21 protein-coding genes are annotated in these 24,846 nt (G+C 58.2%); 7 read left to right on the forward strand and 14 right to left on the reverse strand.

What is annotated here, in order from left to right; translation table 11 throughout:
- Window positions 1-19: 19 nt before the first annotated feature.
- Both ACZ9HU_RS15655 and ACZ9HU_RS15660 read right to left on the reverse strand, forming a co-directional pair.
- Complete coding sequence (locus tag ACZ9HU_RS15655; protein ID WP_476106231.1) at window positions 20-1,618, reverse strand: tannase/feruloyl esterase family alpha/beta hydrolase; 1,599 nt, start codon at window positions 1,616-1,618, stop codon at window positions 20-22.
- Window positions 1,619-1,699: 81 nt separating this feature from the next.
- On the reverse strand, window positions 1,700-2,599 hold the full coding sequence (locus ACZ9HU_RS15660) for an NAD-dependent epimerase/dehydratase family protein (protein WP_476106233.1): 900 nt from the start codon (window positions 2,597-2,599) through the stop codon (window positions 1,700-1,702).
- Between the two features lie 214 nt (window positions 2,600-2,813).
- Here ACZ9HU_RS15660 and ACZ9HU_RS15665 point away from each other — a divergent pair, with 214 nt between their 5' ends.
- A complete protein-coding gene (locus ACZ9HU_RS15665; protein ID WP_476106234.1) occupies window positions 2,814-3,617 on the forward strand; it encodes an IclR family transcriptional regulator in 804 nt (267 codons plus the stop codon).
- 50 nt (window positions 3,618-3,667) lie between these two features.
- On the opposite strand, the gene ACZ9HU_RS15670 is transcribed toward ACZ9HU_RS15665, so the two are convergent.
- Window positions 3,668-4,093 (reverse strand): VOC family protein, encoded by a 426-nt coding sequence (locus ACZ9HU_RS15670; protein ID WP_476106235.1) that lies wholly within the window; start codon window positions 4,091-4,093, stop codon window positions 3,668-3,670.
- Between the two features lie 286 nt (window positions 4,094-4,379).
- Here ACZ9HU_RS15670 and ACZ9HU_RS15675 point away from each other — a divergent pair, with 286 nt between their 5' ends.
- From ACZ9HU_RS15675 to pcaF, 4 genes are all read left to right on the forward strand, one after another.
- Window positions 4,380-5,225, forward strand: coding sequence for an HTD2 family dehydratase (locus tag ACZ9HU_RS15675; RefSeq protein ID WP_476106237.1), 846 nt, complete (start codon window positions 4,380-4,382; stop codon window positions 5,223-5,225).
- On the forward strand, window positions 5,222-6,427 hold the full coding sequence (locus tag ACZ9HU_RS15680; RefSeq protein ID WP_476106238.1) for a CaiB/BaiF CoA transferase family protein: 1,206 nt from the start codon (window positions 5,222-5,224) through the stop codon (window positions 6,425-6,427). The genes ACZ9HU_RS15675 and ACZ9HU_RS15680 overlap by 4 nt, the downstream gene beginning before the upstream one ends.
- Window positions 6,428-6,535: 108 nt before the next feature.
- A complete protein-coding gene (locus ACZ9HU_RS15685; protein ID WP_476106239.1) occupies window positions 6,536-8,428 on the forward strand; it encodes a 3-hydroxyacyl-CoA dehydrogenase NAD-binding domain-containing protein in 1,893 nt (630 codons plus the stop codon).
- 27 nt (window positions 8,429-8,455) lie between these two features.
- Window positions 8,456-9,658: a 3-oxoadipyl-CoA thiolase gene (gene pcaF, locus ACZ9HU_RS15690; RefSeq protein WP_476106242.1), complete on the forward strand. Its 1,203-nt coding sequence runs from the start codon at window positions 8,456-8,458 to the stop codon at window positions 9,656-9,658.
- Window positions 9,659-9,661: 3 nt separating this feature from the next.
- On the opposite strand, the gene ACZ9HU_RS15695 is transcribed toward pcaF, so the two are convergent.
- From ACZ9HU_RS15695 to ACZ9HU_RS15740, 10 genes are all read right to left on the reverse strand, one after another.
- Window positions 9,662-10,264, reverse strand: a complete 603-nt coding sequence (locus ACZ9HU_RS15695) for an alpha-ketoglutarate-dependent dioxygenase AlkB family protein (RefSeq protein ID WP_476106244.1) — start codon at window positions 10,262-10,264, stop codon at window positions 9,662-9,664.
- 77 nt (window positions 10,265-10,341) lie between these two features.
- The gene (locus ACZ9HU_RS15700) at window positions 10,342-11,919 is read right to left on the reverse strand and encodes a carboxylesterase/lipase family protein (protein ID WP_476106246.1); all 1,578 of its coding nucleotides are present in this window, start codon (window positions 11,917-11,919) and stop codon (window positions 10,342-10,344) included.
- Between the two features lie 20 nt (window positions 11,920-11,939).
- Entirely contained in the window at window positions 11,940-14,129 is a 2,190-nt protein-coding gene (locus ACZ9HU_RS15705) for a TonB-dependent receptor (RefSeq protein ID WP_476106249.1), read from the reverse strand.
- Between the two features lie 335 nt (window positions 14,130-14,464).
- Window positions 14,465-15,658 (reverse strand): ROK family transcriptional regulator, encoded by a 1,194-nt coding sequence (locus ACZ9HU_RS15710; RefSeq protein WP_476106252.1) that lies wholly within the window; start codon window positions 15,656-15,658, stop codon window positions 14,465-14,467.
- Window positions 15,659-15,812: 154 nt separating this feature from the next.
- Entirely contained in the window at window positions 15,813-16,451 is a 639-nt protein-coding gene (maiA, locus tag ACZ9HU_RS15715) for a maleylacetoacetate isomerase (protein ID WP_476106254.1), read from the reverse strand.
- Entirely contained in the window at window positions 16,444-17,142 is a 699-nt protein-coding gene (locus ACZ9HU_RS15720; protein ID WP_476106256.1) for a fumarylacetoacetate hydrolase family protein, read from the reverse strand. The genes maiA and ACZ9HU_RS15720 overlap by 8 nt, the downstream gene beginning before the upstream one ends.
- Window positions 17,139-18,194: a gentisate 1,2-dioxygenase gene (gene gtdA / locus ACZ9HU_RS15725; protein WP_476106257.1), complete on the reverse strand. Its 1,056-nt coding sequence runs from the start codon at window positions 18,192-18,194 to the stop codon at window positions 17,139-17,141. Before gtdA ends, ACZ9HU_RS15720 begins: the two co-directional genes overlap by 4 nt.
- Before the next feature lie 9 nt (window positions 18,195-18,203).
- Window positions 18,204-18,680, reverse strand: a complete 477-nt coding sequence (locus ACZ9HU_RS15730) for an aromatic-ring-hydroxylating dioxygenase subunit beta (protein WP_476106258.1) — start codon at window positions 18,678-18,680, stop codon at window positions 18,204-18,206.
- Window positions 18,677-19,933: an SRPBCC family protein gene (locus ACZ9HU_RS15735; RefSeq protein WP_476106259.1), complete on the reverse strand. Its 1,257-nt coding sequence runs from the start codon at window positions 19,931-19,933 to the stop codon at window positions 18,677-18,679. Before ACZ9HU_RS15735 ends, ACZ9HU_RS15730 begins: the two co-directional genes overlap by 4 nt.
- A 29-nt stretch (window positions 19,934-19,962) precedes the next feature.
- Entirely contained in the window at window positions 19,963-21,087 is a 1,125-nt protein-coding gene (locus ACZ9HU_RS15740; RefSeq protein ID WP_476106260.1) for an NAD(P)-dependent alcohol dehydrogenase, read from the reverse strand.
- Between the two features lie 221 nt (window positions 21,088-21,308).
- Here ACZ9HU_RS15740 and ACZ9HU_RS15745 point away from each other — a divergent pair, with 221 nt between their 5' ends.
- Window positions 21,309-22,760, forward strand: coding sequence for an aldehyde dehydrogenase (locus ACZ9HU_RS15745; protein ID WP_476106261.1), 1,452 nt, complete (start codon window positions 21,309-21,311; stop codon window positions 22,758-22,760).
- 66 nt (window positions 22,761-22,826) lie between these two features.
- Here ACZ9HU_RS15745 and ACZ9HU_RS15750 read toward each other — a convergent pair whose 3' ends face one another.
- Entirely contained in the window at window positions 22,827-23,585 is a 759-nt protein-coding gene (locus ACZ9HU_RS15750) for an IclR family transcriptional regulator (protein WP_476106262.1), read from the reverse strand.
- A 358-nt stretch (window positions 23,586-23,943) separates the two neighbouring features.
- On the opposite strand from ACZ9HU_RS15750, the gene egtD reads away from it, so the two are divergent.
- Window positions 23,944-24,843, forward strand: coding sequence for an L-histidine N(alpha)-methyltransferase (gene egtD / locus ACZ9HU_RS15755; protein ID WP_476106384.1), 900 nt, complete (start codon window positions 23,944-23,946; stop codon window positions 24,841-24,843).
- Window positions 24,844-24,846 lie beyond the last annotated feature (3 nt).

Consider the following 24,846-nt stretch of genomic DNA (forward strand, 5'->3'; position numbering starts at 1 on the left):
GCGCCTTGCAACTGCTTCATCAATTCAGATAGCGAGGCGCCGGAGCCTGCGCGGTACCTTTTGCATGGGCCACACAGGCAAAGCTGGTCCGCAGCGCAGGATTGCCGCTCCGATATTCCGGCAGGGCAGGATAGGCGCAAACCGGGCGTTCCTTAGCCGGCTTATTGTCGCCAGCAGGCTTGTGCGCAATCAGGACAGATGGCGCCTTCGCACCCTCGGTCCATGCCACCAAGGCCATCAGAGCATCCCCATCGCGGGATGCAGGGACGTCGGAGGTAAAAGGCTGACCGATCTCGGTAACGCCCGGGCCGCCGAAACAATGGCCCATGCCCGGCACGAGGAAAAGCCTTGCGAAATCCGCAGCCTTGTCTTCACCGCCTGCGCTCTGAGCAAGCCTGTCATAGAAATTGATAACTTCCGCTGCCGGAACGGCAGGGTCAGCCAGACCGGTGTACATCAAAAGTTTGCCCCCGGCGCGGGCAAATTCGGTCAGATCTGAGCGGTTGGCATTGAGCGTTCCGGCCAATTGCGCATCGACGCGATCAAGGTCGTGATCAAAGTCAAAGCCCTGCTCGGTAAATGCGGCGCGCAGACTCCAGCGGAACGGATAGAATTGCTGATCGGGCCATGTCGCGGTGTCGCCCTGCGTCAGGGGGCCCAAGGGCATCGCTTCGCTGCCCAAGGTCAGGCCAGCGTAGATGCGTTCGGCTGTACGCTGATTGACCGGCCCATCATAAAGCTTGCGCAAAGTCGCCAATTGCTGTCCGGTCAGACAGTCATCGCCGGTAGCGCCAGGCTTGCACATCGGCAAGGACGCCGGATCAAAATGGCAGAGGCGCGGATCGGTCAGAAAACTGTCGCCTGGTGCCCCGCCATCCTTGCCGGCGCAAGCGCCAAGCACCGCTCGGGTCACCATATTCCATTGCCCCGCCGACAGCTTTGACGCTGTCGATGCGTTGAGGGCGGCATAATTCCAAAGAAAATAGCTGGCGACATGAGTGCGGTTGTTGCCCGGATCCCCGGCCAGAATTCCGTCAAAGTCGTTCGGATAGCGCTGTGCGCTGCCCAAGGCCTGTTGTCCGCCGGTCGAGCAGCCCGCAAAATAGGAGTGGAAAGCCCTGATCTTATAGAACCGGGTGACCAGCGTTTTGGCAACGCGCGTCATTTCATGCGTGGCGCGATAGCCGAAATCAGCCCAGCGCTCGGGGTGATCCGGCGACCCGTTGATGTCGGGCGCCGTGCCCATATCGGTATTGGCAACGGCAAAGCCGCGCTTCATCCCTTCAACCATACCCATTTCATAAGCGATGCGCCCGGCCCCGCCACCATTACCCGTGGCTAGCAGGCGGCCATTCCAACCCTTGACCGGCAACCATATCTCTATCCCGATCTTGCTGTCGGTTGACGGAGTAGCCTGAACCCGAACCCGGCAGAATGCGGTCAAAGTTTTGAGCCGCTTGTCCAGATCCGGCGCAATCGGCGAAGGGGCGGTCTTGAAGGCGCCTGCGGCGACCAATTCGCTGCTCAGGATGCGGGCGCCAGACAAAGCAGCCCCAGCCAAGGCGGAACAGTCCCCACCTGCAGCCGGTGATGCGGCCGCCGCTGGGGAAGTCAGCATGGCCAGTATCCCTGATCCAGCAAGAGCAGAAAAATGGCGTATCATGCGTTTCACCGAAAAATCTCCTTCATACTCGGACTATCACGCACCGGTGTCCTGACTGGCCTGGTCCATGATCCAATCATGCACCGACAGATGCTTGGGCCGCCACCCCATCTGCTGAGTAAACCGGCTGCGCACTCGGCAATTGGAAGCCAGCGAGTAGCGCGCTCTCCCCCTGCCCCAGCGTTCTTCCGCCTCCTTCAAAGAGAGCGAGACGGGGGCATCCAGGCCAAAACCCCTGACGATGGTCGCAGCCATTTCGGCAAAGGACGCCTCCCCGCTTTCGACAAAGGCGAAGGTGCTCGATGGCGCCCGATCGAGCGCTAGAAAATAGAAATCGACAACATCAGCAATATGCACCGTCGACCATCGGTTGAGTCCTCGCCCGATATAGGCCGCCCGATGCGTTTCGAGCGCATAATCGATCAGGAGCGGGAGTTGCACACTGCGCGCCGCTGGCCCGATGGCGTCGCCAAAGATCAGCGAATTGCACAAGACGACCGAGCGGATACCCTCCTGGGCCAAAACCGCGCGATCCAGAGCAACTCGCGCTGCCTTGTCAGGCATCGGAGCCGGAATATTCGTTTCATCGATGATTGTCGCTCCGGGCTCGCCGCCGGCATCATCGGCAACGATGCTGCAACCGCTGGTATGCAAAAGGCATTTGCCCGATCCCGACAAAGCCGAGAGAATGGCGTCAATGGCCGGGCGGTCATCACTGCTGGCGGCATTGACCACAGCGTCACTTGCCATGGCTTCCTGAGCCAACAGATCATGATCGGCCAAAGTGCCATGAACCGGCTCAATACCCAAGGCAGCGCAAGCCATCGCCTTGTCGGGCGAGCGGACCAAACCTCTTACCTGGTGCCCGCGCCGGACGGCCTCTGCGGCAAAGGAGCCTCCGATGAAGCCGGATGCTCCTGTAACGAAAATCTTCACGGCATTTTCTCCGCTCCCGTCGCACTCAACCACATATGTCCCACGGTCAGTTTTAAAAAGGCGGCTTGAAGGCTACTCTGAGTAGAGCCAAGGTACATCAAGAGCCGCCCGGGGATGCCATGCGCTGCCTCTGGCAATTCACGTTGCTTCGCCATCGGCCTGCGGCTAAGTGGGTCGACGTCTAAACAAGCAACATCGTCAACAGCAGGAAACAGTGGCAGAAACGGAAACAGAAACCGGCTCGTCTGGCGGCGCACGCAATTATGCGGCTCCAGCTTTGGACAAGGGGCTGGATATCCTCGAACTGCTGTGCAGCAACGAACAACCGCTGACCCAACGCGAAATCGCCAATTGTCTTGGACGATCCGTAGGCGAAATCTACCGCATGCTGGCCTGTCTGGTTGAACGCAAATATATCGCGCAGCACGGCGACAGCTATTACATTACCCTCAAGATTTTCGAACTGGCTCATCGCAACCCGCCCACCCAGCGCCTGCTTCAGGAAGCTCGTCCGGTGATGCAATATCTGGCCAGTACGCTGGACCAGTCATGTCATCTCACCGTTTATGGTCAGGGCAAACAAGTGGTCATCGCCAAGGAAGACCTGCCAAGCGCGATGGGCTTCAGTGTGCGCCTTGGTGCAGAACTCGACTTGATCGTTTCTGCGTCGGGCCGTGTCCTGCTGGCGTTTCAGGATGAAAGAACGCTGGCCCTAAGGATCAAGGAAGCGCGGGTGCGCTCTCCACATGTCGATTATCCTGATCTGGACACTTCGATCGAGGAAATCCGCAAGCGCGGATTTGAATCGGCTCAAGGCAGGCAGCTTCCCGGACTGCACGCTGTCAGCTTTCCCATCCTTGATACTCAGGGCCACGCACTGGCTGCCATCACAGTACCCTATGCAGATCGGATTGATCAGGTAAACCGGCGATCGATCACAGAGGTTGAAAAAATCCTTGGAAAAGCCGCGCATGATCTGACGGTTAAACTCGGTGGCGCGGCGCCTCAGATCCCCTGATGACAATGGGGCCGTGGAGAGAGAGGAATTCCCGCCCGGCCCCGCCCGCATCAGCCAAAAACGCCGGGCTGATGCACTTCGATCACATGGCCGTCGGGGTCATGCAGGAAGACCTGATGCCATCCCGGAATGGCCCAACAGCCATAGTCTGAATAGCGAATGCCCAGTTCATCGCAGCGGCGCATGAACCCCTTGATGTCATCGGTGCGGAAGCAGAAGTGTCCGTGCCCCATCGGATTGACATATTGCTTCATCTTGAAGCCGGTTTCCAGATCGCGCTCGGCCCAGTGGAATTCGATATCGCCATCGGTCAGGAAATCGACCTTGCCGGTATAGGCGCGATCATCGCGATCACGGCTGATCACCGTGTGATCGTCATCCTTGATCGTGCCCAGTTCAAACAGCGTCTGATAAAACTTGGTCAGCCGAGGCAGATTATCTGTGCACAGATTCATATGATGGAACTTGAATTTCATATTCTCTCTCCTGATCAGGCGAAACAAGGACTTAACGATCCGGCGATCAGAGGACCTCGGTCGTTCCTCTGGAAGGAGCGCACCAACCTGACTGGCTAATCTGGCCTGCCCCTCTCTCCGAATTGTCATCGATCATACGGCTTGCTCCCAAAGCTTTCAATGCGTATATGAATGCAACGATGCAAAAATAAAACTCGATCGGTGCGGGCACGCACTGAAACTGGACTGGGGCGCGCACCTGAACCCAAGGACAAAGGGTGCGGCGCGGGAGAATGGGACCGTTTTGATGACAGATGTCCAAGCTGCCAAGGACATGGGATTGCTCGAAATTCCAACGCCTTCGATCATCCGGAAAATTGCCGCGATGCTGGATTATGACGACATGTCATGCGACGTCGGCGAAGCAGTTCCGGCCGGATGGCATTTTGCTCTTTTGCCCGCGACAACGCCGCGTTCAAAGTTGCGCAGCGACGGATTTGCCGGACTGGGCGTAACGCTGCCCGATCTGGGCCTGCCGCGCCTGATGCTCGCATCGCGTCATGTCGATTATGGCTCCGGCATGGTGGTGGGTGAAACTTTGCGCCGCAACAGTGTGATTGAAAGCATTGAGCATAAAGGGACGCCAGAAAGGCCCCGTGCCCTTTTAAAAGTGCGCCATACCATTCGATCTGACGATGGTGACAAGGCTCCTCTGGTTGAAACCCAGACATTCATGCTGATGCCGCCCGGCAATGGCTACCAACCGGCGCCAAGCGCCTGCCAGGACGTGCGGGCTGAAGTTCAGCGACAGGTCATGCCCGATGCCACACTGTTGTTCCATTATTCCGCGCTGGGTTTCAACGCACACAAGATCCATCTCGACCACGCCTATGCGCGCGAAGTCGAGGGCTTTCCCGATCTTGTGGTCAATGGCGGACTGACGGCCCTATTGGTGACGGAATTTGCCCGGCTCGATCTGGGGCTAAAGCTGGCCTCGCTGTCGATTCAATATAAAGCGCCGCTGTTCTGTGATCGGCCAGCGACGCTTGCCGCGCAAAGGCTGCCCGATGAGGGCGGCAGTACCGTCTGGCAAATCACTGTCCATGATGATCTGGGCACTCCTGCCGCTCTGGCCAAGGTGATTTCAGCATGATTTTTCAGCCATTGGCGGGGGTTCGCATCCTCGACCTGACTAGCGTCGTGGTCGGGCCGGTTTGTACCGGACGCCTTGCACAATACGGGGCGCAGGTCATCAAACTTGAAAGCCCGGAAGGTGATCTGATGCGCGGACTGGGCGGACAATCACCTACAGGCCAACATTCAGGAACCTATCTCCACCTGAACCGCGGCAAGGACAATATATGCGTCGATCTCAAACACCCCGACAGTCGCGAAATGCTGGCGCGTTTGGTGGACAGTTGCGATGTCGTAATCGTGAACATGCGCCCGCAGGCTCTGGCGCGCCTTGGACTTGACGCAGAAACCGTCCGAAAAAATTCGCCTGAAAAGGTCTATTGCATCATTACCGGCTATGGCACAGACGGCCCCTATGCTGGCGATCCGACCTATGACAGCGTGGTTCAGGCCGCATCGGGCATCACGGGCCTCACCCTCGCCCGCGACGGCAAGCCTGCCTATGTGCCAATGCTGGTATGCGATCATATCGTAGGCGAAATTGCAGCAGGCGCGGTTTTGGCGGCCGTTATGCAACAAAAGGTTTCAGGCCGAGGCGCTACGCTGGAAATCCCGATGTTCGAGACCATGGCCAGTTTTGTGCTTCAGGAGCACATGGCCCAGCAAAGTTTTGACCCGCCGGTCGGGCCTGCCGGGGATCAAAGGCTTTTGAGCCCCCATAATCAGCCTGTCGAAACCGCCGACGGCTGGATTTCCTTCACCATCAACACCAACAAGCAAGTGGCCGCTTTCCTTAAAGCGACGGATCAGACTCATCTGATTGATGACCCCCGTTTTAATTCGGTCAAGGCCCGCGCCGACAATGTGCGTGAATGGTTCAAGATTCGCGGCGCCCCGCTGCGCCAGCACACAACCGCACAATGGCTCGATATCTTTGGCTCGGCCGATATTGCCAGCAAGCCCTGCCACACGCTCGACAGCCTTCGCAATGACCCGCATCTCAAAGCCGTCAACCTGTTCGTCGAGGATGACCATCCCACCGAGGGCAAGACGATAGGCTTGCGCTCTTCGCTGCGCGTCGATGAAGCATCGCTGCCCCTGCCGCCCTTTTCACAGCCCAAAGGCTGGGCCAGTCGCAAGGTGCTCGCCGATCTTGGCTTAGAGGAAGCCGCGATCGATCAACTGCTGGCCAACGGCGCAGTTCTCGCGCCTCAGGGCTGAATCAAACCTTTCAGGATACGTATAGGCATGGCCGATCTGGTGTCTTTTTCAATTGTCGACGGCGTTGCGGTGGCAACATGCGCGTGCATTTCGTCGTCTCCCCATGATATGCAACAGGTCATTCTGGCGTCCCTGGCCAGGGCTAAGGATGCCCCGGAGGTCAAAGCCATGGTTCTGGCCGGTTGCTGGAATGCCAAGGCCTTTGGCGATTATGCAACGGCGGCGCCCTTGGTCGCCTATTTGGCCAAGGCGATTGAACAATGCCCCAAACCTGTCATTGCCGCGATTGAAGGCGCAACGCGTGATGCCGGATTTGAGCTGGCCTTGGCCTGTCACTATCGCCTCGCCCTCTCATCGGCCAGTTTCACCTTTACGCAGGCGAAGAGCGGACTGATGCCTGCCGCCGGAGCAACGCAAAGACTGCCCCGGATTGTGGGGGCTACCGCTGCGCTATCCGCGTTGGCCCTTTCCATCTCAATCAAGGGCGATCAGGCCTTCAAAGATGGCCTGATCGATGACATGGTCGAAGACGATGTGGTGAAGGCCGCTGTCGCCTTGGCCCAATCATGCCCCGTCGCCATTCCAACCAAAGACCGCCCCACACCCACTTGGGTTGAGAGCGATATGGATGATTTCATCCTTCAGAACGGACGAAAGATCCGCGGACTGGACGCACCTGCCGCAATCATCGCGTTGGTACAGCAAGCCTCAACGCTTTCCTTTGCCGAAGGTCTGGTGCAGGAACAGGCAGCCTTTGCCCGCCTTCGGCATGGTCCGCAATATGCAGCCCTGACCCATGCAGCCAACTGCGCCCGCATGGCCAGCATTGTTCCTGAACTCGACGGCATAGCCCCCCGCCCTGTCGCAGCTACCGCCGTCATCGGCGCGGGCACGATGGGAACGGGCATTACCCTTGCGCTGCTTTCCGCCGGCTGGCCGGTCACGCTTTTTGAACGTGACGCAACCGCCCTTGAACGCGGGGTGGAAAGAGTGCGCAAGACGTTGCAAGATAATGTCAAATCGGGTCGGATAAATCAGGTCCGCGCGGACGCTGCGTTTGCCGCGCTCAAACCCGTGCTGGACATGGGGGCGCTGGATCAGGCCGATCTGATTATCGAGGCGGCCTATGAAACGATGGAGGTGAAACAGGCGATCTTCACACAACTTGACCGGATCGCCCGCCCTGGCGCTATTCTGGCCAGCAACACGTCCTATCTCGATCTTGACGCCATCGCCAACACCACCGCCCGCTCCGCCGATGTGGTTGGCCTGCACTTCTTTTCGCCGGCCAATATTATGAAACTGCTGGAGATTGTGCGCGGCAAGGCGACCGCGCCCGATGTCTTGGCTACAGCGCTGGCCGTTGCCAAGCCGATGGGCAAGGTCGCGGTGATTTCGGGCAATGCCTATGGCTTCATTGGCAACCGCATGCTGGCTGTCCGCCGCAAGGAGGCCGAAGCCATGGCGGTCGAAGGCGCCGCCCCGCATCAGATCGACGCTGTGCTGGAGACCTTCGGATTTCCCATGGGACCATTTCGGATGGGCGATCTGGCCGGCCTGGACCTTGGCTGGTCGATGGAGAAATCAACCGGTTCCACCATCCGCGAAAGATTGTGCGAAGCGGGTCGGCGCGGTCAGAAGACCGGAGCGGGCTTTTATGACTATGATGCAACGGGCAAGCCGGCCCGCTCAGCACAGGCGGAGGAAATCATCGCCGGGTTTGCCCATGACAACACAATCGCACAACGCGCCTTTGACGATGCGGCTATTCTTGACCGCCTGCTCTGGCCTATGATTGATGAGGGCGCCCGGCTTCTGGCTGAAGGGATTGCTCGCAACACAGACGATATCGATGCAGTCTGGCTGCATGGCTATGGCTGGCCGGCCAGCACCGGCGGGCCAATGTATCATGCGCGCGCTGTGGGGCTGGAAGAGGTCTGCCGCCGCCTTGATGTCATGGGCCGTCCCGCCTCACCCGCGCTGCGAGCCCTTGGCGCCTGAAGCTCCTCTCCTCACGGATACCCAACCATGAACCAAGCTTTTATCTGCGATGCCATCCGCACGCCCATTGGCCGCCTGAACGGCAGCCTGTCTTCAATTCGAGCCGATGATCTGGCTGCAATCCCGCTGCGCTCGCTGATGGAGCGTAATGCAGGCGTCGACTGGCAAGCGGTGGACGATGTATTGATGGGTTGTGCAAACCAGGCGGGCGAGGACAACCGCAACGTGGCGCGCATGGCTGTGCTGCTTTCCGGCCTGCCGCAAGTGGTGCCCGCAAGCACGGTCAATCGCCTGTGCGGATCGGGTTTGAATGCGGTTGGCATGGCAGCACAGGCCATTCGCAGCGGCGACGCGGGTCTGGTCATCGCCGGCGGGGTAGAGAGCATGACCCGAGCTCCCTATGTGATGGGCAAGGCCGGATCAGCCTTCGGCCGCGACCAGAAAATTGAAGACACGACCATGGGCTGGCGTTTCATCAATCCCGCACTAAAGGCCGCCTATGGCGTGGACACTATGCCGCAAACGGCGGAAAATGTGGCGGACCAGTGGGGCATCGGCCGCGACGCACAGGATTCCTTTGCTCTGGCCAGCCAGTGCAAGGCCGCCGCCGCGCATGCCAATGGCCGCTTTGCCGCCGAAATCGTACCCGTGGCTGTCGCTCAGAAAAAGGGAGCCCCCATCCTATTTGCCGCCGACGAACACCCCCGCGCAACCACGCTCGAGGCGCTGTCCAAATTGAAGCCCGTGGTGCGTGCCGATGGAACGATCACGGCGGGCAATGCCAGCGGCCTCAACGATGGGGCTGCCGCCATGATCGTGGCCAGCGAGGCAGCAGCTAGGGCCCACGGCCTGACGCCTCGGGCCCGCATTGTCGGCATGGCAAGCGCCGGGGTTGCGCCGCGCATCATGGGCATTGGGCCAGTGAGCGCTGCTCATCGCCTGTTCTCCCGCACAGGACTGACGATGGCGCAGATGGATGTGCTGGAGTTGAACGAAGCGTTTGCCGCGCAGGCATTGGCCTGTCTTGCCGATCTGAGCGTGGACGCTGGCGATCCCCGCGTAAATCCCAATGGCGGCGCGATTGCGCTGGGCCATCCGCTTGGGATGTCCGGCGCAAGGATCGTGCAAACGGCGGTGACCGAACTGCATCGAAACGGTGGCCGTTATGCGCTGGCATTCATGTGTATCGGCGTGGGACAGGGCATCGCCATGATTGTGGAGAGGGTTTAAAACTCAACGCTTCTGCGTAAGGCGAAAGGTCAGATTGATCCGCTCCCCCGCCGAACGCGTGCGGGGGAGAGCATGCTGCCAAAACTGCTGCATCCTGCCCGACATGACCAGCAGGCTGCCATGCCCCAGCGTCATCCGCACAACATGGCCATGATCGTCCCGGCGCCGCATGGAGAAACGCCGTTCCGCGCCAAAGCTGAGCGAGGCGATCACGGGCGCTGGGCCCAGTTCAGGCTCGTCATCGCTGTGCCAGCCAATCGCATCTTCGCCATCACGGTAGAGGTTGGCCAGCATCGAATTGAAACGTACGCCGGTCAAAGCCTCGACCCGGTTGCGAAGGCGCGAAAGGAGCAGCGACCAGGGATGGGGAACCAGCACATGCGCCAACGTCGAATAGGTGTGTACCACCTCGCCATGCCAACTGCTCAATCTGGGCTGCGCGATAACCTGCTCCTGAATGCGGACGTGATGCTGCTCCCACGGAATTTCCCGACGGAGCGCGGCAAACAGAACATCAGGCGTCGCCCCCAGATCAGGCCTGGGGCAATATTCCACATCGGCATCCGGCAAGGACAAACGGCGCGTTTCGTTAAAAAGGTCCATCATCCATTCCGCATAAACAAAAGCCGCCGCCCCCCTGCCGCCCAATAGCGACAAGGGGGCGGCCCACCATGCAGGATGGGTCAGAACATGCTCAAGGTTCCGCCCTTTGCCGCATAGGCGCGATAGACCCTGATCTTGTCGGCAGGCAACACGGGTTTCAGCTCCGAATGGTTGGAAAATTCCATCATAAGAGGCTTTGCTGCGGTCATAGGCTCCCAACGCACTAGGCCCGGACCATTGGGATTGCCGTTGCGGACAAAATTGACCCAATAGCTCGACATGATGATCGAAAGCTCACGATCTTCCAGTCCAAAGCCGCGTTCGGGCGCGGCCTCCAGCGTCGAGAGAGCATATGGGATCTCGCTGGAATGAAAAGCGCCGAAGACATCCTTGCCCGTTCCCGGTTCGGGGTGGGAATAGTAATAGGCATAGACGATCGAGCGGCTCTTGGCCTGACGCTGGGTCGACCAGGAATCGATCATCGCAAGCCCGCGATGGCGGGCGATTTCCTTTGCCGATTGCTTACGCAAAGCCTCGCTTTGCGAGGGATAGAGCCTGGCAAAATCATCGGCGTTTTTGCCAAAACTGCGGGCCAGATAGGCTTTGTAGGCCGATGCTTCGCCATTGGCATAGCCGGGAAAGCCGGAGCCTTCGTCGGAAGTTTGACCCACCATCATCGCGACATCGTTGAAACGGCCGGATGCCAGCAGTTCGGGCGGTGATGAAGGCAAAACCTTTCCATCATTCGTCAGGCCAAAGCGCAACCCGGACGGCGAACCGGCCGAGATCACGAATTTATCCGCAGGCAAGGCCCGCAGTTCGGCGATCGTCTTGGCGCCAAGCTGGGCAGCAAATGCGGCACCGTTCTTCTGAGCCGCAGCCATATCAGGCACGGGCATGATCGTCGGCAGGCCGCTTTGGGCAATCGCTCGCACGAACAGCCCCTTTGCCATGGGTGAACTGACCAGAGTATGGACAGCCATTGAGCCTGCTGACTGGCCCGCGATAGTTACGTTGGCCGGGTCGCCGCCAAAAGCCGCGATATTCTGCTGCACCCATTGCAGTGCGGCGATCTGATCCTGAATGCCAAAATTGGCCTTGGCTTCATCATTGGCTTCCAGTGCCAGATCGGGGTGCGTCATAAAGCCAAGGGCGCCCAGACGATAATTGATTGTCACGACAACAATGTCACGCCCGGCAAGCGCGGCCCCGTTATAGATCGGAACCGAGCCGGAACCTTCGTTAAAGCCGCCTCCATGGATCCATACAAGAACCGGCTTTTTCCCGACGATCTTTTTCGGCGCCCAGATGTTGAGCGAGAGGCAGTCCTCGCTGACCTGCCCGTCAACCACATATTCGTGTGTCCATGGTGCGCGGCCATCGGGCAGGACCACCTGCATGCACGAAGGGCCGAACTTGGTGGCATCGCGAAGGCCCGTCCAGAGCGGGGCGGGCTGAGGCGCCCGCCACCGAAGGCTACCCACCGGGGGCGCTGCATAGGGAATGCCCAGAAAGGCATTCACAACGCCGTCCTGCCGCCCCTCAACCTGTCCTTGGGCGACATCGACCCTGGGCCCCGCCTGAGCAGGAGCTTGGGCCAATGCAAGGACCAGACCGGCCGACACGACGAGCCGAGAGAAACCGTTTTTGCCAGCCATAGTCTGTACTGCCTTTCTCATCAGAAATCGAACGTCACACGGGCGCCGAAATAGCGATAGGAGTCGCGCCCCAGCGAGCCGAGCATCGCGGTATTGGTCGCGAAAATATCGCGCGTTACATTCGAATAGTAATGCGTGTCGGTAAGATTGTTCACGAATACTTCTGCGCGATAGCCTCCCTTACGCGCCTTGATGCCGGCCGTCAGATTGACCAGCCCGTAGGGAGCCTGCGTCGCAAGCGGATCCCCCAGAACATCAAAGTAGCTGCGCGACTGATAACGGAATATTGCACCGAATGTCGCGTCAAACGGCATCGAGGGCAACGGCTGGGTGTAATTGATCGAGCCGGTCAGGCGCAGCTTGGATGTTCCGGGCAAAGTGCCGCGACGGTTCTGAGTGCCGCCGGAGCAACCTTGTGCCGCGCTCTGGCCGGTATAACACTGCGCACCGGGATATTCGAGGATCTGCGCATCGAGCAAGCTGCCATCGAGCGACAGGCGCAGGTTGGGCGTTACCGCATAGGCAGCCGAGACTTCTATACCCTTGGTAACGACGCGGCCGACCGTCAGCAGGCGGATGCGCGGAATCTGGTTGGGATCGGTCAGGGGCTCCATCGCCTGAACCTGATAGTTCTTGTAGCTGGCGAGAAAAGCCGCGATGTTGAAGGTCAGTTTGCGATCCAGCCACTGGGTCTTGAAGCCGCCTTCGACGCTCTGAACCTTTTCACTGTTGAGCGGCTGAAGCCCCGCTGCGCTGGACGCGCCGACGTTATCTTCAAGATCATAGGCCTTGCCGGTCTGGGCATTGGCGTAGGTCAGGTAACCCTTGATATCGCGCGTGAAATTATGTTGCAGGCTCGCTTCGCCAGTCACAAAATCATAATTGAACGAGCGCGAGGAATTGGTGCCCGAACCGTCGGTGAAGATAAAGCGATAGCTTTGGTTGTCATGCTGATAACGCAGGCCAACCGTAAGGCTGGTCTCGGGCAGGAATTGATAGGTCGAACGACCGTAGATCGCCAGGCTCTTGGTTTTGGACGAACGATCCCAATTCACCGGGAACAGCACATCGCGCTTGTAGGGCTGATAGTTGCTCGTGTCGCTATAGAACGCGCCGAACAGATATTGCAGCGGGCCGGGCCCCTTGGGCGACGCAAGGCGCAATTCCTGCGTTGCATATTTCACGTTGGTGTTGGTGATGGGAGCAACAAAGCTGCCGAACATCGGGAAACCGCCAAAAGAGTCTACCCGCGGCTGATCACCGACGGAATAGCTTGTGATAGAGCTGACCGTACCCAGCGTCGTATCATAATCGAGACGCAGGCTGCCGCCCTTGTTCTCATTTTCCGAGTGACCATAGCGCTGGACCGAAACATCACGCGAATAGGGCCCGACATAGGCGCCCGGATGCAGCGAGGCCAGGGTTGAAGTCGGCAGGAAGACGAAAGCCGCGCCTGGTGCAAGGGAAATGTAGGGGCCGCCGCTGACGATCGGGGCCACATCAAAGCTCCCCTTGGTGTAGAAGCCGGTCAGGGTTGCGGTAAAATTATCGGTCGGTTCCCACTGGATCTTGGCACGGACGCCCTGCTGCTCGAAACCGTTCAGGCGCTTGCCGTCCACCACATTGCGATAGGGGCCATCCCATTTGTTGTAATAGGCCGAAATGCTGGCACTGACGGTCGGGGACAGAGGACCGGAGATGAAACCGTTCACACGGGTCTGATGGTCATCGGTCTGTTCGGCAAAGAAGCGTGCGCTCAGCTTTTTAGTGGGCGAACGCGTGACGATGTTGATCAGACCGCCAGCAGCGTTCCGGCCGGACAAGGTCGACTGCGGCCCGGGCAGAACTTCGATGCGTTCCACATCACTCAATTCATTTGCCAATGTCGAAAATGTCGGCTGCGGAATATCATCAAGCACAATGCCGGTCTTGGTCAGAACGCCGATCGAGAGCGCAAAGGAGGAAATGCCGCGGATTGCAGGCGGGCTGAACGGTGCAGCGCTGGTACCCTGAATGGAGGGCGCAACACGGCTAAGATCCTGAAGGTTGGTCACCCCTGCCTCGGTAAGCTTGGCCTGGCTAACCACCGCGACGGCCTTGGGCACGTTCTGCACGTTTTCCGTACGCTTTTGGGCCGTCACGACAATATCAGCCAGACCATTGCCAGCAGCAGCCGGTGCTGATTGTCCGTAAGCAACTCCCGATGCCATGGCCATTACAACCACAGCACAAGTCGATGCCGAGTATTTGAAAATATCCTTCATGTAATCCCCTCCACCTGTTCGGCAACAGAGGACGCAAAACCCCAGCGCGCAGGTGCCCCTGCGACGCAAATGACGGCGATATGGCTATTACCCCAAAGATCGGCGCAAACCCGATCTCGAATCCTGGCAGCCACTCCCTCGGCTTTGTGTCCTTATGAAACGTCGGCTAGCCGGGGCCATGGCCGGTGTCAATATTTTTATCGGATGCCGATAAAAATATTGCAGGGCACGCCTCCATGCGCAGAGCAGGCGGGATTTGAACGCCGGTTCGACCGCTCGGCCTATTGCCAGACCTCAAGCTCCGAGCGGTACAGCATCCCGTCCAGAGCCAGTGCAGCAGAACTCTTGCGCGTGACCTCAGCATGCTCCTGCTGAAACTCTATACGGAGGGAGTAAAGCTCCGGGCAGGGCAGGTTTGCCAACAGTACCTCTCGCATTTTTGCGCCAACGGCTTCTTCCCACATGCTGTTGGCAGACATAACCAGAATGCGCGACGGGTCCCATGTCATCACGTGGTTTGCGAGCGCGATACCCAGCGCCTCAGCGGCCCGGTCAAGCAGCATTAGCGCTTCATGCCGCCCCTGTTGTGCCAGTGCCACAAGATGATTGAATGCCTGCTCGAATTCACTCAGCGGGTCAAAGGACTCCCCGAAAATGACATTGACTTTGTCGGCCAGGGCAACCAGCCCCGCCGATTGAACAAGGCAACCGCTTCCCCCGCAGCCGCAGGTCTCGTTAATGCCAATGGCCGTTTTGACATGACCAAATTCGGCGTTGAGACCATGCGCACCGCGATGGAGTGACCCGGATACATATTGCGCCAAACCAATGCCCGCGCCGACCAGAATGACACAAAGGTCGTCCTGAAATCCGGTTGTGCCGAACCAACGTTCGCCGCGTGCCATGGCATTGCAGACGTTATCGACGAATACGGGCAGTCCGGTCCGTTGAGCAAGCACATCGCCAATCGGGAAGGATGAAGCGGCAAGAGGCGGAAGCCAGTGCAGGACACCGTGATGAGCATCGACAATACCCGGCAAAGACACCGAAAGCGCCGCAGGCTGCAGCGTTCCGAGCGAGGGACTGCCTTTCAGACGGTTGATCCCATCAGAAATGGCATCCACCAGATCTGCAAGGTCAAAGCCTGCCGGCAACGCAATTGACTGCGCCATCAGATCTTCGCCCAGCAGGTTCGTGATGCGAAGCTCGAGAATATTATGGGCGACCTTAAGAAAAGCACCGGCCAGATACAGACGATCAGGATCGGTTTTAAGCAGAATACGGGGGCGCCCTCGCCCCGAGGCGCTGTCGCGCTCTTCACAAAGGAAACCGCTGTCCAGAAGATCACGCACAGCCTCTGAGACCGTAGCATTGGCCAGCCCCGTCGAACGGCACAATTCGGTCCGCGAGACAGGCTCCAGCCGTCGCAAATGCTCGAATATGCGCAATCGGCTCGATAGAGGATGAAAACTCATTATGCCTAAACCTCGCTTGCATCCCCGGCGATCTGCATTGACGCGCCTCGCCCAAAGCCCGAGGTGAAGCTGATAGGTCACCCCAAGAACAATTCAACTCGGTTCTTGGATCAAATCGGAAAATGGGGAGCGCGATCGCACTCCCCAATTCCATTCAACCGGCATCCGGCTGATTTTCAGGCAAAGCCTTGATGAATGCGTCCAAGGTCTGGCAGCGGGCAACCACGGCTTCGATCCGCGGCCAGCGCATTTCCACGCCAAAACGCTGCGCATTGGCCATTTGCGGCACCAGGCAAATGTCGGCCAGGGTCACCTTTTCGCCAAAACAGAAGGGCCCGGTCTGGTCCTTCAGCAAAGCTTCACAGGCATCGAACCCTTCTTCGATCGTCTGCTGCGCCCAACCATTCACGGCGTCCTGATCCAGCCCCAATCCGCGCAGACGGTTAAGAATCTTCAGGTTCTGAATCGGATGAATGTCGCAGGCGATCACATCGCAAAAGGCGCGCACGCGGGCACGCATCAAAGGATCGGCGGGCAAAAGCGCAGGCTCCGGATAAATTTCATCCAGATATTCGCAAATCGCCAGCGACTGGGTCAGGACCCCCTCTGTTCCGACGAGGGCAGGCACCAGACCTTGCGGATTGAGAGCCAGATAGGCTTCTCCCCGCTGTTCGCCCAGACGTAGTTGATAGGTAACCTGATCATAGCTCAACTCTTTGAGGTTAAGCGCGATCCGCAACCTGTAGCTAGCCGACGAACGAAAGAAGCCATGCAGAATATAGCGTTCAGTCATGAGATTGCGAGCCCACGGTCACCGTCAGATCGGTCAGGCCCGCGACCGAAATGCAGATAACATCACCCGGCACGACAGGCCCTACACCAGCAGGCGTTCCAGTATAGATCAGGTCGCCCGGCTGAAGCGTATAGGCCTGTGATACACAGGCAATCACTTCTTCAACCGACCAGATCAGTTCGGTCAAATCTGCCTTCTGCTTTTCAACACCATTGACGGTCAGACGAATTTCGCCCTGCGAAATATGGCCCACTTCGCCAACAGGGTGGATAAGACCAAGCGGCGAGGATTGCTCGACATTCTTGCCCGTATCCCACGGACGGCCCTTGTCCCGCGCTTCAAGCTGAAGATCGCGACGCGTCATATCAAGACCAGTGGCATAGCCAAAGACATGCTCCAAAGCCTTATCTTCGGCAATGTTGGCGCCGCCCTCGCCAATGGCCACGACCAGCTCGGCTTCATAATGGAAATTTTTGGTCTGCGGGGGATAGGCGATAGTCGTGCCATCACCCACCACGGTCTCGGCCCACTTGGTGAAATAGAAAGGCGGATCGCGATCAGGATCCTTGCCCATTTCGCGGGCATGTGCGGCATAATTGCGCCCGATGCAAAACAGGCGGCGCACCGGGAACAAGCGGCCATCACTGGTGGGCGCCAAAACGGGCGCCTGCGGTTCAAAAACGAGGGTCAAAGATTTTCCTCCCGGAAGAGATTGAGGGCCATTTGCGAGGCCTTGTCGGAAAAAGCAAAAAGAACGAGCTCTTGATCCGCCATCAGGCTGAATGCCTTCCACGAGGGAACGGCCACCACATCGCGCGGGGCCAAGGCAACCTCTTCCCCGTCGATCAAGGCAGTGCCGGCGCCTTCGACAACGACCAGGATCATACCTTCGCTGCTGCGGCGGGGCTGCGTGGTAAATCCTTGCGGAATAAGTCGAACATGAGCCGAAATCGTCGGCATGACCGGCCCGCCATTGGCGGGATTGATAAACTCCAGCGCATGGCCCAGATGCGGATCGATCTGCGCCGTATTGGCCAGTTCGCTCAAAGCCTTGCGCCAACTTTCATAGGGATAGTGAAACAAGGGCTGATTGGCGGGGCGCCGATCGGCAACTGATCCGCGCATCGGGCGCATATTCTGGCCATATCGGCTCGCGGTATCGCCAAAAGGCGCGGTTTCGGGATGCACCTTTTGCTTCAGACGTTCGGCAAAGGAGGCGTCGAACAAGCGCACGGTGGGAATATCCAAACCGTCCAGCCAGATCATCGGCGTATCGGTGGGATTGCCATGGTCATGCCACTGCATGCTGGGCGTCAGCACCAGATCGAAAGGGCGCATCACCGCCTTTTCGCCGTCGACCGTGGTATAGGCCCCCTCACCCTCCAGTACAAAGCGCAGCGCGCATTGGGCATGGCGGTGGCAGGGTGCGATCTCGCCGGGCAGGATCAATTGCAGACCGGCATAGAGGCTGGGCACAATGGCGGACTGGCCCGCAAGGCCAGGGTTTTCAAGGATCAACACGCGGCGTTCGGCCTGTTCAGCGGTGATCAGATCGCCCGCGCGCATCAGATAGTCGCGTGCCTCGCCATAGGACCAGCGGTGGACCTTGGCGGGGCTGACCGGTTCAGGCTGAACCAGCGAGTGAAGTACTTCCCACAAGGGCGTTAGCCCCGACGGCGCCATTTCATCATAAAGCGCCTGCAGCTGGGATTGCTGATCGTTGGGCAAATGGGTGGTCATCATGTTTGAGCCTCAGATCGGACAGATGATCGAATTGGGGATCAGGTCATTGTCGAAAATGCACAGACGCTCGGCAAAGCGCAGACCGTTCTCGCCGATCTCGATCTTGTCCAGATAGATGCCTACACTCAAAATTTCGGCGGGCATGTCGCGTTTCGTGCGCACAACCAGATAATTGGTTTCAGCCGTTATGATGCTGCCCTCACGCTCCACAATGCGGGTCGGGCCCAGAATGTGGCGTTGATAATAGGGCGCAAAAACAATGGTGCTTAGCACGCCATAGACACGGTCACGCATCATCCCCTGCCCATGTAAAGCTAGGGTGGATAGAGTCAGTCCAGCGTCATAATTTTCGCGAGGCATCAATTTGTACCACGCCTTTTCGGTGAAAAAGTCCGGCCATGCCCCGAAATCGCCCTTGTCCAGACAATGGGCGTAATCGAGTTGCAGACGCGTGACCTCGCGATCAAGATCCATCGTGATCGTCATAGCTCCATAACCTCGCGCCAATAGCGATACATGCCACGGATAAGCGTTTCGGTGACCATATGCTCGGTGTTGCCAATCTCGGTTCCGCCCAGTTCGCACAGGGTCGAGAAATCCTGATCCTGCTTGAAGCCATCCTGACTGAATTCGATCACTTCGCCATCGTCGGCCGAAACAAAACCGGCCGGCCCGAACAGATTCGCCTGACGCAGACGTCGTTCGGTCATTTCGGCATCGTCATCTTCAAAGCCGAAATGGGTCCAGACAAAGTCAAACTTGTCCGGCCCGGCCGGAATAATCTGACGCGTGGAGAGCGAATTGACCTGCTGTTGCAGGATGACATTGGGAAAAACCGTCATCAAACAGGCTGTGGCGTCACCCCACCAGTCTTCATAAGCAATGTCGAGCAGGCGCTTGTCATGCAGATCCATATTCTTGCGAAAACTGGTGACACCTTCTTCGACATTGGCCACCACTTTTTCCGCGCGGCGCGACAGCATCGCTGCATGGCGCCCCTTTTCATCCATGCGCAGGCGTGATTCATTATCAGCCCGCCACAGGCCAAACGTTACAAACCAAGTGTGCAACAGGCCAGGATGATAGGGATCCTTGATATTCTCCATCATCAGTTTCCAGTTGCCCGGAATCCGCTGACGTGAATACCCATAGAGCACCAGCTTGCGCCCATCAAATGTACGGTCAAAGCAGGCGAGAATGTCAGGGCCAAGATAGTCTTCGAGCGGTTCGACATCATGGTCGAAACAGGCAAAGACCACCCCGTTGCGCACGGCCACTTTCAGCTTGTTAAGCCCATGATCGTCGAGCGAAAAGTCCTCCGACATCCCGCCATTGCCCTTTACGCCATTGCGGAACGGCACGCCGAGCAGCTTGCCATCATGATTATAGTTCCACTGATGGTAAGGACAGACGAGCGTTTTGACCTTGCCGCTGCGCTCCTGACAGAAACGCATCGCGCGGTGCGCGCAGCGATTTTCCAGCACATTGATCTCGCCGCGCCTGTTGCGGATCATGATGACCGAACGCTCGCCCACCGAGGTACGCTTGAAACTGCCCGCCTCGGGCACCTCGATCTCCAGCCCGACATAGCTCCAATGCCGGCCATAAAAGATCCGCTCCAGCTCGCGCTGATAGATCTCAGGGCTGGTATAAACCGGTGAAGGGATGCGGCTGGAACCGCCGTCTTTCCACGGCGATTCCAGTTCCGGCGACGTTTGGGACGTTTCGATATCGCTCATACAATGTCCGATTGTTGGGGTCGCAAACCTTATGCGCCAATTCGCAGAACAGGCTTGATAGTTTTGCCGGTTTCGCTGTCCGAAATGGCCTGATTGATGTCGGCAAAGTCGTAATGCTTGATGAGACGATCAAACGGGAAACGACCCTGACGGTAATATTCGATCAGCGTGGGAATGAAGGTCTGCGAAATCACATCCCCCTGCACGATGCCCATGATGCGCTTGGCCGGAATCATCACACCCAGCACATCGAAAGGCACCTCGGTGCCCGCCGGAACCGCGCCGACAATGCCGCAGGTGCCAAAGAAACCAAGGCAGTCAATCGCCTGACGCAAAACAGCCGGACGCCCGCTGCATTCCAGCGAGAAATCCGCGCCCTTTCCGGTGATTTCCATAATCTTGGCAACCGGATCGCCTTCCTTGGCGTTCACCACATGCGTCGCCCCCAGTTCCAGTGCCAGCGCCAGCCGGTCCGGGTTCACGTCCACAGCAATCACCTGCGTTGCTCCGGCGATCTTGGCCGCCATGACCGCCGCCAGGCCAACCGCGCCGGTGCCAAAGGCCACAAAGGCCGAGCCGGGCTTGACCTTGAGTGCGTTGAGCACGGCGCCAGACCCCGTCTGCAGACCGCAACCGAGCGGGGCCAGCAGTTCAAGCGGCAGATCCTTGGGAACCTTCACGACATTATGAACGCTGGCAATAGAGTATTCTGCAAAGGAGGACTGGCCGAAGAAATGGTCATGCACAAGATGACCATTTGCATCCGTTGCCGAACTTGAACCATCCAACCGGCCGCCACCAAAATTGATAGGGCCGACATGCTGGCAATGCGCGGGATGGCCCGATTCGCACAGATAGCATTCGCCGCACTTCATAAAGCTGAGCACCACGTGATCGCCGGGCGCAACATTGGTAACGCCATCACCCACAGCCTCGACAATACCGGCGCCTTCATGTCCCAGAATGGCCGGCAAAGGCGATGGCATCTCCTGATCTCGCACTACCATGTCAGTATGACACACGCCGCAGGCAACGATGCGGACCAGAACTTCATCACGGCGAATCTCGCCCAGACGCACCTGTTCAATCACGAGCGGCTGCCCGGCTTCACGCACCACTGCTGCGCGCACGAAGTCACCTGCCTGATAAGTCATAATCTTCTCCCATCAACACCGCGCCAGCCTGCCGGCCTGGATTTCCTCCGCACACCGGCATCGCGCTCTTGGAACCGTTGAGCGCAGGTTGTGCCACTCCATTTTATTTTGCGCAATAGGTTCCGTAATGAGAAATTTGAGTTGCAACCTCGGTTCGGCGATGCGATCAGACGCGGCAGAAAAATTGCCATGGCGACCGGAATCGCCCCTGGGAGAAAGCAATGACTGTCCACCTCATCATCGATAATCAGACTCTCGAGGCCGAAAACGCGGCCATTTATGAACGCAAGAATCCCGTTTCCGGCTTCGTCGTCACGCGTGCTGCGGCGGCCAGCGTAAACGATGCGGCCAAGGCCGCCGAGTCGGCCGGCAAGGCTTTTGCAACCTGGTCGCGCACCGGCCCGACCGAGCGCCGCCGGATCCTGTTGGCAGCTGCGGACAGGCTGGAGGCCAAGTTCGGCGAGATTTCGGCAGCCATGGCTTCCGAAGTCGGAGCTCCGGCCCTTTGGGGCGGCTTCAATGTGATGGCCTCAGCCAATCTTATTCGGGAAGCGGCGAGCCTGACCACCCAGATTCAGGGCGAAACCATCCCTACCGATAAGCCAGGTACCCTGTCCATGACTTTGCGCCAGCCGGTTGGCGCCATCCTGAGCATCGTTCCCTGGAACGGACCGGTCATCCTGGCTGCCCGCGCCATTGCCTATCCGATTGCCTGCGGCAATACGGTGGTGTTCCGCGCATCGGAAATGAGCCCGATGACGCATTACCTCGTTGCTCAGGCATTCCTTGAAGCGGGCCTTCCCGAGGGCGTCCTCAATTTTATTGTCAATGCGCCTGAGGACGGTCCGGCCATCATTGATACGCTGATCAGTCATTCGGCCATCCGCCGTATCAATTTTACCGGTTCGACCCGGGTTGGCCGGATCATCGCCGAAAAAGCCGGTCGCAATCTCAAGCGCTGCCTGCTGGAACTGGGCGGCAAGGCGCCTTTTGTCGTGCTGGATGATGCCGATCTCGAAGGGGCGGTGAATGCCGCCATCTTCGGCACCTATCTGTATCAGGGCCAGATCTGCATGTCGACGGAACGCTTTGTTGTCGATGAAGCAGTGGCGGACGACTTTGTCGCCCGATTTGCCGCACGTGCCTCGCAGCTGCCGGTTGGCAACCCCATGGTCACCCCCGGTTGCATTATCGGCCCGATGGTGGATGCTTCTTCAGGTGTTCGGATTAACGAGCTGATCGATGACGCTGTTGCCAAAGGCGCCAAGATCGTCACGGGCGGTCGTGCCGATGGCGTCATCATGGCCGCAACGATCATCGACCATGTCACGCCCGACATGAAGATCTATGACGCGGAAACTTTTGGGCCCGTCACCATTGTCGTGCGCGTCAAGGGCGATGAGGAAGCCGTGCGCGTGGCCAATGATACTGAATATGGCCTCGCCGGCGCCGTGTTCAGCCGCGATTCCTCACGCGGGCTCAACGCCGCGCGCCAGATTGATGCTGGCCATGTTCACGTCAATGGCGCCACGGTGCAGAACGAACCGCAGGCTCCTTATGGCGGCATGAAGAACAGCGGTTTTGGCCGGTTTGATGGCCGGGCAGTAATTGATGAGTTCACCGAGCTCAAGTGGGTGACGATCGAGCCATCCAACCAGCCCTACCCGTTCTGATCGGACGCATCAGCGCGCTGACGCTGGCAAATACCATTCGTCAGCGCGCAATTTCCACCGTTACAATCATTTTCCAATAGAAGCGCAAACAGTTCTCAAGGCCGATACGGCGTCCTGATCTGCCCCGTGGCTGAACACTTCACTCGACAGCATGGTGGCGACAAGCGCCGGATACCCCTGAATATCCAGAATCGGAAACGCATAGGCCCGCAATCCCGGAAGCAGCGTTCCATCGACGAAGGCATAGCCATCCTCAAGTGACTTAGCACGCAATTCAGGAATGCTCACCGCAGTCAGTCCGGCGCTGGATGCAACCTCGCTTACAACCAGATCCGCCAATTGCTTTTCAGGCATATAGGCCAAGAATATGCGCCCGGTGGCAGAGCGTAGCAAAGGAAGCACTGATCCGACCGTTAGCGATGTGACGAGTGGAGGAAAGCCGGCGTGCCATCGAATGATGGTCGGGCCGGCAGGCCCCAGCGCGGCAAGCAGAACCGTCCTTCCGGTTTCGCTGACGAAACGCGCGATCGCCTCGTCCGCGTCGCGAAAAATATCCATACGGGCGAGAGCAGCCAGCCCCAATTGCAACGAGCCGGAATCAAGATCATAGGCGCCTGTGTTTTCCTGCTTTACCATGCCTGAAGCAATCATGCTGGCCAAATATCGATGGGTCTGTGATGGCGACAGGCCGCATTGAGCAACAATGGCTGACAGCGGGGCAGGGCCGCGCAGGGAAACCAACGCCTTGAGAACGCCAAAGCCAATCTCAACCGACTGGATCCCGGCGCGCCTTTTGCCCTCGACCAATTCTTCATTTTCAGCCATTTTTCATCAACCAATCCAACTTTTCAGCAGCAATTCACGAATGGCATTTTTCTGCAATGGCAGAGTAGCTCGAGTGCATTGCCACAAAGGGCACTCAGAACAAGTGCGCAAGTAGAAAAGTACTCTAAAATTTGCGGCAGCGCATCAGCAAGCCATTCAGGATAATATGTCCCGACTGTCTGTCCCTTCAGCGCTATTCCATAGGCCTTGGTCGTCATCGTAAACTGGCTGCGCATTCTTTCGCCTGCCTGGCGCAGGTGCTGCCTAACCTGAAAGGCTCATTGCTATGACGCTTGCCCAGACACTCGATCGACACAATTTGCGCAACGCGCCGGCCCGAAATGCCTTTCTGGATTCAATGCTGGATGGTTTGAGCGCTCCTGAAAAGGCAATTCCTTGCCGTTTCCTTTATGATGCCGCAGGTTCACGCCTGTTCGATGAGATCTGCCTGCTTCCCGAATATTACCCCACAAGGACGGAAAAACTGATCCTGGCGTCCCATGCAGACGACATTGCCCGCGCAGTCGGCCCAGATGCCCATTTCATCGAACTTGGCGCAGGATCAGGCGGAAAGGTGGAATGGCTGCTTGACGCGATGCCTGCGGCCAAGAGCTATACCTGCATCGACATCTCGCCCGAACCGCTGGCCGTCACGCAGCGCTCTATTAAGGAGGCCTATCCGTCCCTTCACGTAACTTCGATCTGCGCCGACTATCTGGGGGAAGTTGAGCTGCCCGAGCGAGGCGCGGGGCGTGATCTTTACTTCTTTCCCGGATCAACCATCGGCAATTTCGAACGCGCCGACGCGCTGACCTTTCTGTCCCAATGGCAAAGGCGAATGGGCGCAAACGGCTTGATGCTGATCGGCGTCGATCTGAAAAAGAATCCGGATATCCTTGAGGCCGCGTATGATGATGCGCAGGGCGTGACCGCTCGTTTCAGCCTCAACGTTCTGACCCGCGCCAATCGCGAACTGGGTGCAAATTTCAACCTTGCGCAATTTCGCCACCGCGCGAAGTATATAGCGGATCCCGGCCATATCCGCATCGACCTGGTCAGCTTGAACGATCAAACTGTAACAATTGATGGGCGAGCTTTCCACTTTGCCAAGGGCGAAGCGTTGCACATCGAAAATTCCCATAAATACTCAGCGGGCGAATTCATCGAACTGGCGGGCCGCGCCGGTTTCATGTCTGCGGCCATATGGACGGACCCAAAAGACTTTTTCAGCATCCATCTGCTGCGGGCTGGAAACTGAGCC

This window comes from Novosphingobium sp. Sphag1I, assembly GCF_056279125.1.